This window comes from Vibrio proteolyticus NBRC 13287 (assembly GCF_000467125.1).
In the GTDB taxonomy this organism is placed as follows: Bacteria; Pseudomonadota; Gammaproteobacteria; order Enterobacterales; family Vibrionaceae; genus Vibrio; species Vibrio proteolyticus.
This window is the reverse complement of record NZ_BATJ01000021.1, coordinates 85430-104635: the sequence shown is the minus strand read 5'-3', so window position 1 is coordinate 104635 and position 19206 is coordinate 85430. Positions and strand designations below refer to the sequence as shown.

Here is a 19206-nt window from a genome sequence, read left to right as displayed (position 1 = left end):
AAAAGAGCCGCTCAACGCGACTCTTTTTAACAGGCAAACCGCCCGGTAATTAAGCAATTTTACCGTGGCACTGTTTGTATTTTTTACCGCTGCCGCACGGGCAAGGTTCGTTACGACCCACTTTACGCTCATCACGCACCATAGGTTGATGCGCCCCCGACTCTTCTTCACCGTCGGAGAGCGGGTTTTCCGCCGCAGCGTGTTGCGCCTGAGCACGACGAGCTGCTTCTTCTGCCTGCGCCTGACGCTGAGCTTCCATCCGCTCAACTTCTTCCTGTTGCTGTACACGTACTTTCGACAGGATGGCAATCACATCAAACTTGAGTGAATCCAGCAAGCCCTCGAACAGTTCAAACGATTCACGTTTGTACTCCTGTTTCGGGTTCTTTTGCGCGTAACCACGCAGGTGGATCCCCTGACGCAGATGATCCATCGCCGCCAGATGCTCTTTCCACAAGGTATCGAGCGTTTGCAGCATCACCGATTTTTCGAAGTTGCGCAGGACAGTTTCACCTACGGTCTCTTCTTTGGCTTTGTAAACCGTAACAGCCGCATCGATGATTTTCTCACGCAACGCTTCTTCGTACAGTTTGTCGTCTTCTTCCAGCCATTGTTTAATTGGCAGATCCAAATCGAAGTCGTTACGTAAACGCTCTTGCAAACCTTCCACTTCCCACATGTCTTCCAAAGACTGAGGTGGGATGTATTCGTCGATCACTGACGTGAACACATCGAGGCGGTTCTGTTCAATCATGTCACTGATGTCATCAACGCTCATCAGTTCATCGCGCAGCTCATAAACCACTTTACGCTGGTCATTGGCGACATCGTCAAATTCAAGCAGCTGTTTACGGATATCGAAGTTGCGACCTTCCACTTTACGCTGGGCTTTTTCAATCGAACGCGACAGCATCTTGGATTCGATCGCTTCACCTTCATCCATACCACTTTGGATCAAGCTCGCCATCCGGTCTGAGGTAAAAATGCGCAGCAGAGAGTCTTCCATCGACAGGTAGAAGCGAGACGAACCAGCGTCCCCCTGACGACCAGAACGACCACGTAACTGGTTATCGATACGACGTGATTCATGGCGTTCAGTACCAATGATATGCAAACCGCCCGCTTCCAGCACTTGATCGTGCACCTGACGCCATTCAGCTTTGATGGCATCGATCTGTTCCTGAGTCGGGTTCTCCATTGACTCCACTTTGACCTGCCAGCTACCACCCAGCACGATATCGGTACCACGACCCGCCATGTTGGTGGCAATGGTCACCGAGCCCGGTTTCCCCGCTTCGGCGACGATTTCTGCTTCTTTTTCGTGGAATTTGGCGTTGAGTACGTTGTGCTTAATTTTGGCTTTCTTCAACGCGTTAGACAGCAACTCTGATTTTTCAATCGATACCGTACCCACCAGTACTGGCTGGCCTTTCGCCACGCGCTCTTTGATGTCTTCAATGATCGCCGCGAATTTTTCCCCTTCGGTGCGGTAAACCACATCAGGCATATCGTTGCGGATCATCGGTCTGTTGGTTGGAATCACCACAGTTTCCAAGCCGTAAATCGACTGGAATTCGAACGCTTCCGTGTCCGCCGTCCCTGTCATACCCGACAGCTTCTCGTACAGACGGAAGTAGTTCTGGAAAGTGATGGAGGCCAGTGTCTGGTTTTCGTTTTGGATCTTGACGCCTTCTTTGGCTTCGACTGCCTGATGAAGACCTTCAGACCAACGACGGCCCGGCATAGTACGACCGGTGTGTTCATCCACGATCACCACTTCGCCTTCGTCTGTCACGATGTAGTCAACGTTGCGCTCAAACAACACGTGGGCACGCAGCGCCGCGTTCACATGGTGCAGCAAGCTGATGTTGGTTGGTGAGTAGAGCGTATCGCCCTCTTCCATCAAACCGTTTTTGACCAGCAGTTCTTCAACAAACTCCTGACCAGTCTCAGTCAGATGAACCTGTTTCGACTTTTCATCCACGGTGTAGTGACCATCACCGCGGTACTCTTCTGAATCCTCTTTATCTTGCTTCTGCAGATGTGGGATCAGTGTATTGATGCGGGTGTAGAGTTCTGAGCTGTCTTCAGCAGGACCAGAGATGATCAGTGGCGTACGCGCTTCATCGATCAGGATGGAGTCCACCTCATCGACAATCGCAAAGAAGCGATCGCGCTGAACACGGTCTTCACTACGAAACGCCATGTTATCGCGCAGGTAGTCAAAACCAAATTCGTTATTTGTTCCGTATAAAATATCCGCTTGATACGCTGCTTTTTTCTCATGCGGCGGCATGTTCGGCACGTTGACGCCAACGGTCATACCCAGGAATTCAAACAGCGCACGGTTGGTCTCAGCATCACGCTTGGCAAGGTAATCGTTCACCGTGACAACGTGAACGCCTTTACCTGGCAGTGCATTCAAGTAAGCTGGCAAAGTGGCCGTCAGCGTTTTACCTTCACCGGTACGCATCTCAGCAATTTGGCCTGCGTTCAACACCATACCACCAATCATCTGCACGTCGAAGTGGCGCATGCCAAAAACACGTTTCGATGCCTCACGAACGGTAGCAAAAGCTTCTGGTAGAAGTTGGTCGAGTGTTTCACCCTTTTCCAGGCGCTCACGGAACTCAACGGTTTTCGCTTTCAGCTCGTCATCAGACAGAGCTTCAAAACTCGGCTCGTAATTATTGATCTCTTTTACAATCTTTCTAAGGCGACGCAATGTACGGTCATTACGGCTACCAATTACTTTTGTCAGTAGCTTAGTTATCATTTGCTATGAATCTCTCTTTCTTAGACCTTCCCTAGGTCTACTTTTTTGCCTTCAGTCTCTACCAGTCTTGAACTAAGAATACTGAGATAAATCATGTATCACATGAGATATTGTGATGAGAATACTGTATTTCAAGGCAAAAGTTACAATTTGCGGCCGTTAGTTTAAGGAATTTTTCCGCAAACAACCATCATCAAGGCCATTTGTTTGAAGCGGACTTATTTTTTATCAATTATTTGATGAACAATTGGTCGCTGACGCCCCTATCTTCTGGGCAAAGCTTGGATTACACTAACTGTAAATCGAAGTTTAGATTGCAATGATGAGAGACCACCGCCCTACTTCCACCGACACCATTCTGGCGAAATCCAAAATGAGCCAGCTACAGGCGCATGCAGAAGAGATCCTGGCGATCAACCGGATCCTCCAATCTCTGTTGCCTGCCAACGCGGCGGATCATTGCCGGGTGGCAAACCTGAAAGACAGTGTGCTGGTGCTTGAAGTCGCCAGTGCAGCGATCAAAATGAAGCTTGACCGCGATCGGCTGCATTTATTGAACCAGCTGCGCCATCAGGGTTACGCTCGTCTGATCAGTATAGAGATCAGGATCAATCCGGATCTCTACAGAGTCAGAAGCGTCGCAGAAGAGAAGCAGAGTGCACCGCCCAGACCACCGATTTCAGACTGTGCGGCCGCTTATCTGCGTACTATTGCGCAAAATGCGCCGGACAAAATCAAACAGCGCCTGGAAAATATCGCCAAACTGTCACGCAAATAAACCGCCAGTATTGCCCAAATCACAAAATTCGGATGTAAAAAAACCAGACCTCAGGTCTGGTTTTTTATAATCTATTTTGCCGTTACGCCAGAACCATATTTGGCTCTGCAAACGCAACTGGAGAACCCGCTTCTTCTTCAAACGTTGCCCATTCCCACGCTTCCTGATCCGCCAGTACCGCACGCAGCAACTGGTTATTCAGACCATGACCGGATTTAAAGGCACGGAATTCACCCACGATCGCATGACCACACATGTAAAGGTCACCAATCGCATCCAGCACTTTATGGGTTACAAATTCGTTTTCAAAACGCAGGCCGTCTTCGTTCAGAATACGGTAATCGTCCAATACGATCGCGTTATCGAAGCTGCCGCCCAAGCACAAATTCTGTGCCTGAAGGTATTCGATATCACGCATAAAGCCGAACGTACGAGCACGAGAGATCTCTTTCACAAACCCTTGTGAAGAGAAGTCGAAGCGCAGGTGTTGCTCGTCAGAGTCGATCGCCGGATGGCTGAACTCAATTTCGAAGTCCATACGGAAACCGTTGAACGGTACCAATTCAGCCCACTTGTCGCCATCTTCGATGCGCACTGGCTTTTTAATACGGATAAAACGTTTAGGTGCGTTCAACGTTTCAATACCGGCTTGCTGAAGCAGGAACACAAACGGGCTCGCGCTACCGTCCATGATTGGGATCTCCGGCGCATCCACTTCGATGACGACGTTATCGATCCCCATTCCAGCCAAAGCCGCGTTCAAGTGCTCAACAGTCGAGATGCGCACGCCTTCGTCATTGACCAAAGCGGTACACAGCATAGTATCGCGTACAGATTCTGCGTTCGCCGGGAAATCAACCGGTGGATTGAGATCGGTACGACGGTACACAACCCCAGTGTTTGCAGCGGCAGGGCGAAGAGTAAGCGTGACTTTACGACCAGAGTGGAGACCCACACCAGTTGTTTTCACTATTTCTTTCAGAGTACGTTGTCTGATCATCTACTTGCCTCTATATAAGTGCCACAAACCACGGCCGATGATGCCATTGACCGGGTATGCTACCATAATTTTGAACAGTGTCAAATTATGATGATTTCTTAATCAGCCTGACGACGCAAGAATGCTGGTATATCCAAGTAACCACTTTCCTTCTCAGCTTTCGGTGCGGCTGCCTGATTAGACGAGCTCGATGCCGCTGGCTGACTGACTTGTGGTTTTTCCTGCTGCAAAGGTTGTGCCGGCTTCTCTTCCACTTTGGCTGCAGGTTGCTGAGGAACAACTGGTGCAGTTTGCTGTGGTTGAGCAACTGGTGCGACTTTTGCCTTACCGCCAGCCACCAAAGTGATGTCTGGTTTTTTCTCGTTGCCGATACCCGTGGCGACCACGGTGACGCGGATTTCTTCCGTCATATCAGGATCCAACGATGTACCGATAACCACTGTTGCATTGTCAGATGCGAAGGCTTTCACTGTGTTACCCACAGTTTCAAACTCATCCAGACGCATATCCAGACCCGCCGTGATGTTAACCAGCACACCACGAGCGCCTGCCAGATCGATGTCTTCCAGTAGCGGGCTGGAGATAGCGGTTTCTGCCGCTTCTTCAGCACGGTCTTCGCCTTTCGCGACACCGCTGCCCATCATGGCGTGACCCATTTCCGACATCACAGTACGAACGTCAGCAAAGTCGACGTTGATCATGCCAGGACGAGTAATCAACTCAGCAATACCCTGAACAGCATTTTTCAGTACATCATTCGCGCTGGCAAAGGCTTCAAGCAGAGTGACGCCGCGACCCAGTACTTTCAGAAGCTTCTCGTTTGGAATCGTAATCAGAGAGTCCACATGTTTAGACAGCTCTTCGATCCCCTGCTCAGCAAAAGCAAGACGCTTTTTACCTTCAAAGCTGAAAGGCTTGGTCACCACTGCGACAGTCAGAACACCCAGTTCTTTTGCCACTTCTGCGATAACAGGAGCAGCACCAGTACCAGTACCACCGCCCATACCCGCTGCGATAAATACCATATCGGCACCGGTCAGCACTTCTTTAATGCGATCGCGATCTTCGAGAGCGGCTTCACGCCCGACTTGAGGGTTAGCGCCCGCGCCCAGACCTTTAGTGATGTTGCCACCAATCTGAATCACTGTGTTTACGCTTGTTTTACGAAGTGCTTGTGCATCCGTGTTAACACTGATGAATTCCACACCTTCGATGGACTCACGCACCATGTGTTCGACAGCGTTACCGCCGCCACCACCTACTCCAACGACTTTAATTACTGCATCGTCAGACATTTCCATCATCGGTTCAAACATGTGTTATCTCCGCCTTTCCTGCTGCTCAGGTTAAAATTCTTTCTGTATCCAATTACGCAAACGACCTAACAATCCCGACATGGACTGGCGCTTCGGCTCGTTATACTCGGTATCGTCGTTAATTCGACTGTCTCTTGCGTAATGAAGTAAACCAACTGCCGTAGAATGGTACGGCTCCTTTACATAATCTGTGAGCCCGCTCACTTCCAGTGGCTTGCCGACTCTGACTTGGTTGCGGAATACCCGTTCCGCACACTCGACCAAACCTTCAATTTGTGCCGCCCCGCCGGTGAGCACAATCCCTGCTGCCAAATGGTGTTTAATGCCATCCTCACGCAGTTTTTCTTGAACAGTATCGATCGTCTGATTAACCAGTCCCATAAGTTCAGTGTAGCGAGGTTCAATTACCTCAGACAAGGTTTGTCTTTGTAAACTGCGCGACGGGCGACCGCCAACACTAGGAACGTTAACCGTATCATCCTTGCTGACCAGCTCACTAAGAGCACAGCCATATTTTACTTTGATCTCTTCTGCGTCGCTGACTGGAGTACCAAACGCAAACGCGATATCACTGGTCACGGCGTTACCCGCATATGAGAATACTTCGGTGTGGCGCAGCGCGCCGCCAGTCCAGATGGACACATCCATCGTACCCGCGCCGATATCGACGACGCAGACACCCAACTCACGTTCATCTTCGGTAATCACGGCGTTGCTAGACGCCAGGCCCGAATAGACCAGTTGTTCCACTTTCAGACCGCAACGTTCTACCGCTTTGATGATATTCCGTGCCATGTCATTGTGGCATGAAATCAGGTGAACACTCACTTCCATCCGAACCCCAGACAAACCAAGCGGATTCTTGATCCCTTCCTGATAGTCTATGGTAAATTCCTGCGGGATCACGTGAAGAATGCGTTGTTCATCCCCAATTTTGATCGATTTCGCAGTATGAATGGCGCGATCCATATCATCCTGAGAAACTTCTTCCTCAGAAATGGTGCCCATGCCTTTTTCAATCCGGCTCGCAATATGGCGGCCGGAGAGAGAAATAAACACATTGCTGATGCTGCATTCTGCCATCAACTCAGCCTGGTCAATGGCACGCTGAACCGACTTCACGACCGATTCCAGATCGTTGACGCCGCCTTTGTCCATCCCACGTGATGGGCTGGTACCGGCACCAATAATGTTGATCTGACCATCAGGGAGCAGTTCACCGACCAGAGCTGATACGGTTGCAGTGCCTATATCGAGACCAACAATAATGCTGTCATCTGCAGTCTTAGTCATCTGAGTTCTCTTGTGCTTACTCTTCTTTCGGGAACCAACCAACGGCGGCTCCGGTATCGTACCTGAGGTCGACGTAGCTGACTTTTTCAGCCTCGCTACCTAATTTCTTATACAGGAATAAAAAACGTTCGATCCTTTCTTCGAGCGATTCTTTGCCCAATTCCAGACGAATGCCATTCTCCAATATGATTTGCCAGGCTCGGCGTTCGTTTAATACTAACGAGCTGATGTTCAGCCCCAGAGTTTGAAAACGCGGCTCGATATCTTTCCAGACCGAGAGAACTTCTTCACTGGATCCCTGCGGACCGTAAAGTTTCACTCGCTCCTCTTTCAGTTTACCGACATCGCCGTTAAACACCTGACCTTTGTCATTCAGCAGTGCGGTCCCATTCCATATCGCGGCCGGGTGATTCTCCGTCAAAAACACTTTGATGGTATCAGGCCACTGTTTACGAATGGAAGCATGCGCAACCCAAGGGATGGTTTGTACGGTATTCTGCAGTCCATCGATATCTTCCGACATAAATGTTCCGATGTGATCCAGCTTCGCGAACGCGCGCTGGACATCCTGAGCCGTGACGTATTCCAAATCGCCTTGTAACACAATCTTAGACAGGGGTAATCGTTGATCGTCCCACATCCATGACAGTGTTGAATAGAGCATTGAGCCAATCAACAACAAAACCACCAGCAGAAAACAGCCGCCTGTGGCATGTTGTCTGACTAGTGGATAATTGGGTAACCAACGGCCTTCATTTAAAGCACTTTTAATCAAAGTCCGTTGTCCTTGCCATTAGCCTGCAATATTTCCCTATTCCTTTTTCGTAATAGAGGTAAAAGCACTTACTTTAACCTTTGGATTATACTGAGGTAAGTGAAAGTAGCAAATATTGAAATTGAGAAATCGAAGCTTTAAATACGAATTGTGTTTAAATCTTCGAAATATCCAATCTACTCTTCCGCGTTCTGCATTTTCTCGATATTCAGTTCCAGTGCAGCTAATTGCTTTGCTACTTTGCCAACATCACCCGCGCCTTGCGTTAATACTAAGTCACCATCTTGTAAAACATTAGCTAATACCGCGGGCAGAGTTTGACTGTCAGGCACAAATATAGGTTCCAGTTTTCCACGGCTGCGAATGGTCCGGCACAGCGAACGGCTATCAGCACCGGAGATTGGTTTTTCCCCTGCGGCGTAGACGTCCAGCATGATCAACACGTCCACCTGATCGAGCACATTGGCAAAATCATCGTACAGATCGCGGGTGCGACTGTAGCGGTGTGGCTGAAACACCATCACCAGACGTTTGTCCGCCCAACCACTGCGCGCCGCTTTGATGGTCACGTCTACTTCCGTCGGATGGTGGCCATAGTCGTCCACCAACATGGCATGGCCGTTGCCGGTATCAAACTCGCCCAGATGATCAAACCGGCGTCCGGTCCCCTGAGTACCAGCCATAGCCGCCAGGATCGCCGCATCATCGATATCATCTTCGGTTGCCACCGCAATCGCCGCAGAGGCATTCAGGGCGTTGTGACGTCCTGGAATGTTCAGCGTAATATCCAAATTTTTGCGTCCCTGACGCACGACAGTAAATTTGCCCTGTTGACCTTCCTGACGGTAATGTTCAATCCGCACATCAGCGTCGGCCGAAAAGCCATAAGTGATCACCTGACGGCTGACGCGCGGGATCAGTTCACGCACCACAGGATCGTCAATACACAAAATCGCCTGACCGTAGAACGGCAAGTTGTGCAGAAAATCAATGAACGTCTGTTTGAGAGTATCGAAGTTACCGCCATAAGTGTCCATGTGATCGGCTTCAATATTGGTGACGATGCTGACCATCGGCTGTAAGTGAAGAAAAGACGCATCACTTTCGTCGGCTTCAGCGATCAAAATCCGGCTTGAACCGAGACGGGCATTAGTCCCGGCGCTTTTTACCAGTCCACCATTCACAAACGTTGGATCCAGACCGGCTTCTGAGTAAATTTGCGTCACTAAGGCCGTCGTAGTGGTCTTGCCATGCGTCCCGGCGACAGCAATGCCGTGACGGAAACGCATCAGCTCCGCCAGCATTTCAGCACGGCGAACAATCGGAATGCGTCGTTCACGAGCGGCGATGATTTCCGGGTTTTCTTCATTGATCGCCGTAGAGACCACCACCACACTGGCGTGTTGCACATTCAGCGCCTGGTGTCCGATGTACACTTGCGCGCCCTTACTTTGCAGGCGCTCAGTGACGGCATTCTCCGCCAGGTCCGATCCGGTGATCTGATAACCTTCGTTGAGCAGGACTTCAGCGATACCGCTCATACCGGCACCACCGATGCCGATAAAGTGGATGCATTTAACACGGCGCATTTCCGGAACAATCGCCCGGATCTGAGCAAGGTCTTGAGTGTGTTGTATCGTCATATGCTCGTTCTCTATTTGGTTAGCGCTACGATGGCGTCCGCCACAACTTGATCCGCGTTGAGTTTAGCCGCTGCCCGGGCTTTCTCTGCCATGGCGGTCAGTTGGCTGCGATCCAGTGCCTGAATCTCTCGGGTTAGACTGTCGACGGTCAGTTGTGGCTGTTCAATCATTTTTGCCGCCCCGCACTCGACCAGGTGGTCAGCATTCAGTGCCTGCTGGCGATCCTTATGCATGAAAGGAATGAAGATTGCGCCCACGCCGGCAGCTGACACTTCCGATACCGTCAAGGCACCTGAGCGACACACCAGCAGATCAGCCCAGGCGTAAGCCTGCGCCACATCATCGATAAACTCGATCACCTCTGCGTTAGTGACTCCGGCTTGCTGATACGCCTCTTGTACCGGGCGTTGGTTGTTTTTTCCCGCCTGATGACGGATAACGTAGCCGTCACCCAGCGTTGCCATCACCTCTGGCAAAGTACGGTTCAGGATCTGAGCCCCCTGACTGCCCCCCATCACCAGAATACGAACCGGCTGGGTACGATCCCGCATGCGCTCCGACGGAGGCGGCAGTTGCACCACATCATCACGGACCGGATTGCCAACCACTTCAGCTTGCGGGAAGGCGCCCGGAAAAGCCTGAAAAACTTTCTTCGCCACTTTGGACAACCATTGGTTGGTCAATCCGGCGACGGCATTTTGCTCATGCAGCACCACTGGGATCCCCAGTGTCCAGGCAGCAATGCCCCCGGGGCCACTGACATAACCGCCCATGCCCAGTACCGTATCCGGCTGCCAGGCTTTCATATAATGGCGGGCCTGCAGAATGGCATTCACGATCTGAAACGGCGCTTTCAGCAGACGCAGTACGCCTTGCCCCCGCAGTCCTTTAACGCGAATAAAATCGATATCGATACCGTGTTTGGGCACCAGATCCGCCTCCATACGATCGGCGGTTCCCAGCCAGCGAATATCCCAGCCTTGTTGCTGCAGTTTGTGTGCAACAGCCAGTCCGGGGAAGACGTGCCCCCCGGTCCCACCGGCCATTACCATCAGACGTTTATTTTGTTTCATCAGGCTCAGTTTCTATTGCAAGTTTGTGTTTATCCAGCAGGCGGCATTCAAAATCGATACGCAGCAGAATCGCCACTGCCACCGACATAATGATCAGACTCGAGCCACCATAGCTGATCAGCGGTAATGTCAGACCTTTGGTTGGCACAATGCCCGCTGCGGCGCCAACGTTAACCATGGTCTGAAAAGCAAACCAAATGCCGATACCAAAGGCAAGGTAACCGCCAAAATTCTGTTCATGTTCAAACGCTTTTTTACCGATCAGCACCGCTTTGATCACCAGAGCGAATATCAACATCAGCACCAGAATAACGCCGATAAAGCCCAGCTCTTCAGCCAGCACGGCGAACACAAAGTCGGTATGAGCTTCCGGCAGGTATTCCAGCTTCTGAATGGAGTTGCCGAGGCCTTGCCCCATCCATTCGCCGCGGCCAAACGCCATTAGCGACTGCGTCAACTGATAGCCGCTGCCGAACGGGTCTTCCCATGGGTCAAGAAACGAGGTCACTCGGCGCATCCGGTAAGGCTCGGCAACGATCAAGCCGATCACCGCGAGAATTCCGGCCACCATCAGTGCGATAAACTGAGAGAGTTTCGCCCCGGCGATAAACAGCATGCCGAACAAGGTCACCAGCATCACGATCACAGTCCCCAAGTCAGGCTGCCCCAGCAGCAGCACCGCCAAAGCACCGAATACCATGATCGGTTTCAGGAAGCCGCCAAAAAAGGTTTCACGGACTTCGTCCTGTTTGCGCACCAGATAACTGGACATAAAGATAAACAGCGACAGTTTGGCAACCTCGGCAGGCTGTAAGTTGAATAAGCCAAGCGGAATCCAGCGTGAGGCGCCATTCACTGACTTACCCGCCAGCAGCACCACAATCAGCAGGATGAATGAGACCCCAAGAAACACTGAGCTGTAACGCATCCAGCGCTCTATCGGAACCTGAACAATGACAGTCGCAGCGGACAACGCCAGCGCCAGAAACAGGGCATGGCGAAACATAAAGTGGAAAGGTTGTCCGGTCAGACGTGAGCTGATCGGAAATGACGCCGACGTCACCATCACCAGCCCGGTCAGCATCAGTCCGAGCGAAATCCACACCAACTGACGGTCAAACATCGCGTCGGGAGCCGGATGAGAAAACCAGCGGCGGATACTGTGCAGTATTTGCTTAATCGACATCGTCTCGGGTACCTGAGGTTATGCGTATTGTCTGGCTAACTGCGTAAAGGCATCACCACGGGCCATAAAGTTTTTGAACTGATCAAAGCTGGCACAGGCAGGCGAAAGCATCACCATATCGCCAGACGTCAGTTCCGGCGCAATCGCCGCCATGATTTCGCCCATTGAGTCAAAGCGTTTTGCCGACGGATGCAAATGCATAAATGCTCCGCCATCGGCGCCAAAACAGCACAACTGCACATTCATGGTTGCCAGCACTGGCGCGAGTGCTGAAAAATCCGCTCCTTTGCCTACCCCGCCGACCAGCAGGTAGAGTTTGCCCGGGCATTCCAGCCCGGAGAGCGCGGCCAGAGTACTGGCCAAATTGGTCGCTTTGGAATCGTTTACCCACTTGACGCCATGTTGCTCCGCCACCACCTGACAACGATGAGTCAGGCCATTGTATGCTTGCAGCGCTTCCAGTGTGGCCGCGATGTCGACCTGCGTCGCATCCAACAGCGCCAGCGCCACCAACGCGTTGGCAACGTTATGGCGTCCAACCAGAGTCAACGCAGAGGACGGCAGCAGCGGCGTGCCTCGGCTCGTTAGATACTCTTCCCCGTTGACAAACTGCAGACCAAAGTCCGCTGCGGCGCACAGGCCAAATTCGGTGATTGCACCCTGCTCGGGATAGGTCGCCGGGTCTTGTCTGTTCACGATGCAGTGACAAGCATGACGGAAAATGCGCAGTTTTGCCTGACGGTAATCGTCCATACCCTCGTAGCGATCCATGTGATCTTCCGACAAATTGAGGAATGCTGCCGCCTGCAGTTTCAGGCTGGATGTGGTTTCCAACTGAAAACTGGACAGTTCCAGCACGTACAGATCCGCGTCTTCGTTGAGCAAATCGAGTGCCGGTACGCCAATGTTGCCACCGACGCCAATATTCACCCCGGCAGCACGGGCCATCACCCCTGTCAGGTCGGTCACGGTACTCTTACCGTTCGACCCCGTAATGGCAATCACCGGTTTGTCCACCTGCCAGGCAAACAGTTCAATGTCACCGACAACCGGAATCCCAGCCTCCCGCGCGTGCTGGATATCAGGGGTCTTGAGTGCGATCCCCGGATTCGCAACAATCAAATCCGCCTCCAGCAACCAGTCACTTTTCCAGCTGCCTTGATGGAGCGGGATGTTCGTCGGCAGATCCTCTTTTCCGGGCGGGTTATCTCGGGTATCAATAACCTTGATCTGCAAAGAATGAGGCAGAGAAAGTAAGTGCTTCACAACCGACAGCCCAGTTATACCCAGACCGACCACCACGACTTTCTCAATATCCTGCCAACGTTCCATAGCCATAAATTCTCAGTAATCTATCTTCAACAATAACTTAACGGACTTTCAGCGTCGCCAGGCCAATCAGCACCAGCACGATGGAAATGATCCAGAAACGCACAATCACGCGCGGCTCCGGCCAGCCTTTCAGCTCATAATGATGGTGAATCGGAGCCATACGGAAAATACGCTGACCCCGCAGCTTGTACGAGCCGACTTGTAAGATCACCGACAGCGTTTCCATCACAAATACCCCGCCCATGATCACCAGAACGAACTCCTGACGAACCAGCACTGCAATGGTACCCAGCGCGCCGCCCAATGCCAGTGAGCCGACATCGCCCATGAACACTTGTGCCGGATACGTGTTGAACCATAAGAAGCCCAGTCCGGCTCCCACGATTGCGGTGCACACCACCACCAGCTCCGACGCCTGAGGGACATACGGAATATGCAGGTAGTTGGCAAAATTAACGTTACCGGTTGCCCAGGCAATCGCTGCGAAACCGGCCGACACCAGTACAGTCGGCATGATCGCCAGACCATCCAAACCATCGGTCAGGTTGACCGCATTACTGGTGCCCACAATCACAAAGTAGGTCAGAACAATGTACATCAGCCCAAGTTGCGGCATGATGTCTTTGAAAAATGGCACCACCAGTTGAGTTGCCGCAGTGTCTTTACCATGCGCATACAGTGCAAAGGCCACCACCAGCGCAATCGCCGATTGCCAGAAATATTTCCAGCGCGCCACCAGACCATCAGTGTTTTTGCGCACGACTTTGCGGTAGTCATCGACAAAACCAACCGCCCCGTAACCAAGCAGCACGGCCAGCACAGCCCACACATACGGATTCGATAAATCGGTCCACAGCAACACCGTAATGATGATCGCCGCGAGGATCATAATCCCGCCCATGGTTGGGGTGCCACGTTTACTAAAATGCGATTCCGGTCCTTCGTTGCGCACCACCTGACCAATTTGCAACAATTGCAAGCGTTTGATCAGTCGCGGCCCCATCCACAAAGACAGGCCCAAGGCAGTCAGAATGCTGACGATCGCTCTGAATGACAGGTATTCAAACAATCGAAAGAATGAAAAGTATGGCTGGAGTAGTTCCGCGAGCCAAATAATCATGAAAATTTCTCCTTTAAAGCAGCCACTACACGACTCATACCGGCGCTGTTCGCGCCCTTGATCAACAAGGTATGAGCCTGCTCACTCTGTTGTTCCAGTTGCTGCTCGATGTAGGCGATCATGCTGTCATGTGAATCAAAATGAATGCCATTACAGACTTCACTGATCACTTTAGCGTCACGGCCGTACGTCAACACATGTTCAAAATTGAATGGGGCAGCATGTTCCCCGACTTGGCGGTGAAGTGCAAGGCTTTCATCGCCCAACTCCGCCATATTACCTAAAATAAGCCAGCGCTCTGCGGCGAAACTGCCGAGCAGATCCGCGGCGGCTTTCATCGCCGGCACACTGGCATTGTAACTGTCGTCAATCAGCTTCAGTTTGTCGCTCAGCGCGACAACTTCAACCCGTCCTTTAACGTTGGCCAACTGACTCAGCCCCTGCTGTATCTGCTCAACACTCGCGCCGAACTCACACGCCAGCGCTGTCGCGGCTAATGCGTTGGCAACATTGTGCTGACCAACGATGCCGAGACTGACATCGAATTGGGTGCCCGGTGTATGCAGACGAAACTGCGCCTCTCCGGCGGCGTTTAAGCGAATATCGCTGGCATAGTAGTCCGCCTGGGGATCGCTGAGCGAGAAGGTTTTGACCACCTTGTCTGACAGGACCTCGTCCCAGTAAGCGCCGCCGTTGCTGTCCAAGTTGACGATCGCCGTTTGGCCGGCCGCCAATCCCTGATAAATTTCGCCTTTGGCGCGCTTGACGCCATCAAGAGAACCAAACCCTTCCAGGTGCGCTGCGGCCACATTGTTCACCAGAGCAACACTGGGTTTGACCAGCTGTGTGGTGTAAGCAATTTCACCCACGTGGTTTGCGCCAAGCTCAATCACGGCGAACTTGTCTTGCGGGCGCGAGCGCAGCAGCGTCAGCGGCACCCCAATGTCGTTATTAAAGTTACCGGCGGTAAACAGCACTTCTCCCTGCGCCGCCAGAATACCAGCCACCATTTCTTTAACCGTGGTTTTGCCACAGCTACCGGTGATCGCCAGCGTCGGTGTCTGGCATTGTTGATGCACCCAGGCCGCGAGCGCACCCAGCGCCTGACGGGTATCCTCAACACAAAGTTGCGGTGCAGCAACGTCCAGCTTGCGGCTGACCAGCAGTGCCGCGGCACCAGCATCGATCGCCTGCGGAACAAAATCGTGGGCATCAAAACGCTCACCGCTCAGAGCGACAAACAGCGCACCAGCCTCGATGTGTCGGGTGTCCGTTGAAACACTGTGGATCTCACAGTTGGTGCCAATCAGTTCGGCATTCAATACTTCAGCAAGCTGAGTTAACGAGGCTGTAATCATTCCTTCAGTCCTAACAGTGTCTGAGCAGATTCGCGATCTGAGTAATGGATGGTGTCATTGGCGATGATCTGATAATCCTCATGGCCTTTGCCGGCCAGTAAGATGATGTCGTTAGCCGCTGCGTGCGTGAGGGCATGTTGCAGCGCCTTGAAACGACTGTGCTGAACGATCGCGCTCTGAGGACGCTGCATACCTGCCAGCATATCCGTCATGATGGCGGCCGGGTCTTCACTGCGCGGATTATCATCGGTCAGGATCACGTGATCCGCCAGACGTTCGGCAATTTCTGCCATCATCGGCCGTTTGCCACGGTCGCGATCCCCGCCACAGCCGAATATCCCCCACAGCTTGCCCTGACAGTGCACCCTCAGGGCGTTAAGCGCCTTCTCTAGCGCGTCCGGAGTATGAGCATAGTCGACCACTACTTTAGCTTTGTCAGTGGTTTGGAAGAGTTCCATCCGCCCGAAGACAGGTTTCAGTTGGGGCGCCGTCAGGATTAACTGCTGAATGTCAAAACCCAGACACATCAGACTGACGAATGCCAGCATCAGGTTAGACGCGTTAAATTCACCGATCAACGGCGCCTGCAAAGTGCCTGCGCCAAAACAGCCGTTGAATTGAATTTTGATACCACTTTCGGCATACCCGATCTGCTCGGCATAGACGGTGTGGTCGCCGCTCGTCTGCGCTTTGAGCGAGACGCGCACAGCGTTTGGCAAGGCGTCGGCCCAATCGGCTCCGACCGGATCATCCACGTTGATCACTGCGTGCTGGCAGGAGTGTTCAGTGAACAGGCTGAATTTAGCCCGGGCATACTCTTCCATGCTGCCATGGTAATCAAGGTGATCACGACTGAGGTTAGAGAACACCCCGACCGCAAAGTTCAGCGCTTTGACTCGCTGCTGCACCAGACCATGAGAAGAGACCTCCAACGCGGTATATTCCGCGCCCTGTCGGGTGAGTTCACTTAACGAGCGTTGAATATCAATCGCGCTGCCAGTGGTGTTGGCCGCCGGTTTGAGAGCGTCCAAGAAGCCGTTCCCGGTCGTGCCCATCACCGCGGCACGCTTGCCCAGTAATGTCAGCCACTGTGCTATCAATTGGGTAATGGTGGTTTTACCGTTGGTACCGGTAACCCCGATCAGGGCATTGCCTTGGCTGGTGTACAAACGCCCGGCGAGATGTGACAGGTGTTGATTCAGATCCGCCAGGTAAATCACCGGAGCACGGTGCTGGCTGTCAATATAACCATGAGGATACCGCTCACACGCCTGCGCAATCACCGCCGCCGCGCCCTGTTCTATCGCGGCCGGGATAAAACGACGTCCGTCGACACTGTGACCGATCACAGCGACAAACACATCGCCAGTGGCCACTTTACGACTGTCCAGTTCCAAATGAGCAACGGGCATCGCGGCAAGGTGTGGATCATCCAAACGGATCCAGGGAGACAATAGCCCCGAAAGTGTGATTGCGGAAGTCATCCTGCTTCTCTCTTATTTTTCTTTAAATCGATTCTCGTCCGGTGCCACGTTCAGAATTTGCAGTGTGCCTTTCATGATTTCGGAAAAGACCGGACCTGCAACCGAACCACCGTAAAACTGGTCGCCTTGCGGTTCGTTCACCACGACCACCATGGCAACCCGAGGATTACTGACCGGCGCCAAGCCAGCGGTCAGAGCCACGTATTCATCACTGTAACCACCCACCGCAGCTTTGCGCGAGGTGCCGGTTTTGGCCGCCACACGATAGCCCGGCACGGCAGCTTTGGTCGCCGTACCGCCCGGCTGAGTCACCGATTCGAGCATGTTTAGCACCAGCTTGGCTTTGTCATGATCCATCACCTGACGTGACAAATCCTGATCATTGTTCTCAATAATATGGATCGGCTGGTACTTACCATAATTACCTAATGTGGCATACGCATGCGCCAGTTGCAGCGGCGTGATGGAAATACCGTAACCAAACGCCAGTGTAGCGATCTCAAATTGTGACCAACGTCGCCGGTTGGGGAAAATACCGGTGGTCTCTCCGACCAGATTCAGTCCGGACACTTCGCCAAAACCAATGGAGCTGTACATGCCAAGCAACGATTCCAGCGGCATCCCCAGCGCCAGCTTCGCCACCCCGATGTTGCTCGACTTTTTCAAGATGGTGCGCAAGTCCGCTTTGCCGACTTTCGAGGTATCCCGAACCCGGCTGCCACCGATGCGCATAATGCCGTACCCGGTATCGATCACGGTATCCTTGTTCGCAGTCCCGTTTTCCAAGGCGGCCAGAACCACAAACGGTTTAACCGTCGAGCCCGGTTCCATCGCATCTGTGATGATGCGGTTACGCATTTTAAACGGCTGACGATCTTCGCGATTATTGGGGTTATAAGACGGTGCGTTCACCATCGCCAGTACCGCCCCCGTTTTCACGTCCAGGATCACCGCCGAGCCGGACGTCGCACGATAATCGGCTACCGCCTGCTTGATCGCCCGGTACGCAATCGCCTGAATGCGCTGATCGATGGTCAGCTTGAGCGGTTTACCTTCTTCACGCTCTTCCAGTGAGATGTTCTCCACCACCCGGCCGTAACGATCTTTCCGGATGATGCGTTTGCCCGCCTCACCCGTGAGCCACTTGTCGTAGCTACGTTCCACGCCTTCCAGACCGTGACCATCAATGCCGGTCACACCGACTAAGTGTGCACTGACTTCTCCCGCCGGATAGTAACGCCGGGATTCGGCTTTCAGTCCGATACCCGGCAATTTAAGTTCGCGGATGTATTTGGCCATCGCCGGACTGACCTGACGCTGCAGGTAGATAAAGCGGCGTGTCTGATTCCCGTTGACCCGATCGATCAGATCCTGACGTTTCAGGCCGAGCACGTCCGCCAGCGCGTACCAGCGTTCAATGTCTTTCAGCCCGCCTTGTTTAAAAATGGTTACCGGGTCGGCCCACACCGCTTGTACCGGCACACTGACCGCCAGCGGCTCTCCATTTCGATCAGAGATGATCCCACGGGCGGAATGGAGAGTCTTGGCTCGCACCGAGCGCAAATCGCCTTCGCGGATCAGGTTGTCCGGTTCAATGACCTGTATGTAAGCAATGCGTACGACCAGCACCGCAAAGGCTAAAAAGACAAAAAACAACACCAGGTAAAAACGCCACTGGATCAGAATCGGCTTATCTTCCAGGACTTTACGAGTATTGGACGGCTTCTTGGCCGGTTTGGCTTTTTTCTTGGTCATTTTAGCGTCACGATCACTTCTTTCTCGGAATCCGGACGTTGCATATCCAGCTCGTCTTTGGCCACAGACTGCACCCGGCTGTGCTCCGCCAGAGCGGTTTCTTCTAGCAACAGGTTACGCCACTCGTTATCAAGTCGTTCACGTTCAGCCTGCGCCACGTCTTTTTCTGAAATGGCCTCTCGGGTGTGGTGGGTCATAAACACAACGCCCATGGCGCTGGCGAAAATCAATATCAGCAGTAACATCGGGATGCGACCCACGGTCAGCAGATCCGCTCCAATCAATTTGGCCAGGTTAGGCGTGTCTTTACTCATGCG

At 52.5% G+C, this 19206-nt stretch carries 15 protein-coding genes; 1 reads left to right on the top strand and 14 read right to left on the bottom strand.

Annotated elements, in window-relative coordinates:
* Positions 1 to 49: 49 nt before the first annotated feature.
* Positions 50 to 2776, bottom strand: coding sequence for a preprotein translocase subunit SecA (gene secA / locus VPR01S_RS18885; RefSeq protein ID WP_021706976.1), 2727 nt, complete (start codon positions 2774 to 2776; stop codon positions 50 to 52).
* Positions 2777 to 3098: 322 nt separating this feature from the next.
* Here secA and VPR01S_RS18880 point away from each other — a divergent pair, with 322 nt between their 5' ends.
* Entirely contained in the window at positions 3099 to 3554 is a 456-nt protein-coding gene (locus VPR01S_RS18880; RefSeq protein ID WP_040903129.1) for a DUF721 domain-containing protein, read from the top strand.
* An 82-nt stretch (positions 3555 to 3636) separates the two neighbouring features.
* Here the strand turns inward: VPR01S_RS18880 and lpxC are convergent, their stop codons facing one another.
* From lpxC to ftsL, 13 genes are all read right to left on the bottom strand, one after another.
* Positions 3637 to 4554 (bottom strand): UDP-3-O-acyl-N-acetylglucosamine deacetylase, encoded by a 918-nt coding sequence (gene lpxC / locus VPR01S_RS18875; protein WP_021706974.1) that lies wholly within the window; start codon positions 4552 to 4554, stop codon positions 3637 to 3639.
* A gap of 98 nt (positions 4555 to 4652) precedes the next feature.
* Complete coding sequence (ftsZ, locus tag VPR01S_RS18870; RefSeq protein WP_021706973.1) at positions 4653 to 5870, bottom strand: cell division protein FtsZ; 1218 nt, start codon at positions 5868 to 5870, stop codon at positions 4653 to 4655.
* A gap of 30 nt (positions 5871 to 5900) precedes the next feature.
* The gene (ftsA, locus tag VPR01S_RS18865; RefSeq protein WP_021706972.1) at positions 5901 to 7163 is read right to left on the bottom strand and encodes a cell division protein FtsA; all 1263 of its coding nucleotides are present in this window, start codon (positions 7161 to 7163) and stop codon (positions 5901 to 5903) included.
* A 16-nt stretch (positions 7164 to 7179) separates the two neighbouring features.
* Positions 7180 to 7938, bottom strand: coding sequence for a cell division protein FtsQ/DivIB (locus VPR01S_RS18860; protein WP_021706971.1), 759 nt, complete (start codon positions 7936 to 7938; stop codon positions 7180 to 7182).
* A 176-nt stretch (positions 7939 to 8114) separates the two neighbouring features.
* The gene (gene murC, locus VPR01S_RS18855; RefSeq protein ID WP_021706970.1) at positions 8115 to 9581 is read right to left on the bottom strand and encodes a UDP-N-acetylmuramate--L-alanine ligase; all 1467 of its coding nucleotides are present in this window, start codon (positions 9579 to 9581) and stop codon (positions 8115 to 8117) included.
* 11 nt (positions 9582 to 9592) lie between these two features.
* Positions 9593 to 10654, bottom strand: a complete 1062-nt coding sequence (murG, locus tag VPR01S_RS18850; RefSeq protein WP_021706969.1) for an undecaprenyldiphospho-muramoylpentapeptide beta-N-acetylglucosaminyltransferase — start codon at positions 10652 to 10654, stop codon at positions 9593 to 9595.
* Positions 10641 to 11840, bottom strand: a complete 1200-nt coding sequence (gene ftsW / locus VPR01S_RS18845; protein ID WP_021706968.1) for a cell division protein FtsW — start codon at positions 11838 to 11840, stop codon at positions 10641 to 10643. The genes murG and ftsW overlap by 14 nt, the downstream gene beginning before the upstream one ends.
* Positions 11841 to 11858: 18 nt before the next feature.
* Complete coding sequence (gene murD / locus VPR01S_RS18840; RefSeq protein ID WP_174377447.1) at positions 11859 to 13172, bottom strand: UDP-N-acetylmuramoyl-L-alanine--D-glutamate ligase; 1314 nt, start codon at positions 13170 to 13172, stop codon at positions 11859 to 11861.
* A gap of 37 nt (positions 13173 to 13209) precedes the next feature.
* Entirely contained in the window at positions 13210 to 14292 is a 1083-nt protein-coding gene (gene mraY, locus VPR01S_RS18835; protein WP_021706966.1) for a phospho-N-acetylmuramoyl-pentapeptide-transferase, read from the bottom strand.
* Positions 14289 to 15650: a UDP-N-acetylmuramoyl-tripeptide--D-alanyl-D-alanine ligase gene (murF, locus tag VPR01S_RS18830; RefSeq protein WP_021706965.1), complete on the bottom strand. Its 1362-nt coding sequence runs from the start codon at positions 15648 to 15650 to the stop codon at positions 14289 to 14291. Before murF ends, mraY begins: the two co-directional genes overlap by 4 nt.
* Positions 15647 to 17134 carry a UDP-N-acetylmuramoyl-L-alanyl-D-glutamate--2,6-diaminopimelate ligase gene (gene murE / locus VPR01S_RS18825; protein WP_021706964.1) on the bottom strand — a complete coding sequence of 496 codons (1488 nt, stop codon included), beginning with the start codon at positions 17132 to 17134 and terminating at the stop codon, positions 15647 to 15649. The genes murF and murE overlap by 4 nt, the downstream gene beginning before the upstream one ends.
* Before the next feature lie 12 nt (positions 17135 to 17146).
* Entirely contained in the window at positions 17147 to 18889 is a 1743-nt protein-coding gene (locus VPR01S_RS18820) for a penicillin-binding transpeptidase domain-containing protein (protein ID WP_021706963.1), read from the bottom strand.
* Entirely contained in the window at positions 18886 to 19203 is a 318-nt protein-coding gene (gene ftsL, locus VPR01S_RS18815) for a cell division protein FtsL (RefSeq protein WP_021706962.1), read from the bottom strand. The genes VPR01S_RS18820 and ftsL overlap by 4 nt, the downstream gene beginning before the upstream one ends.
* Positions 19204 to 19206: the final 3 nt, after the last annotated feature.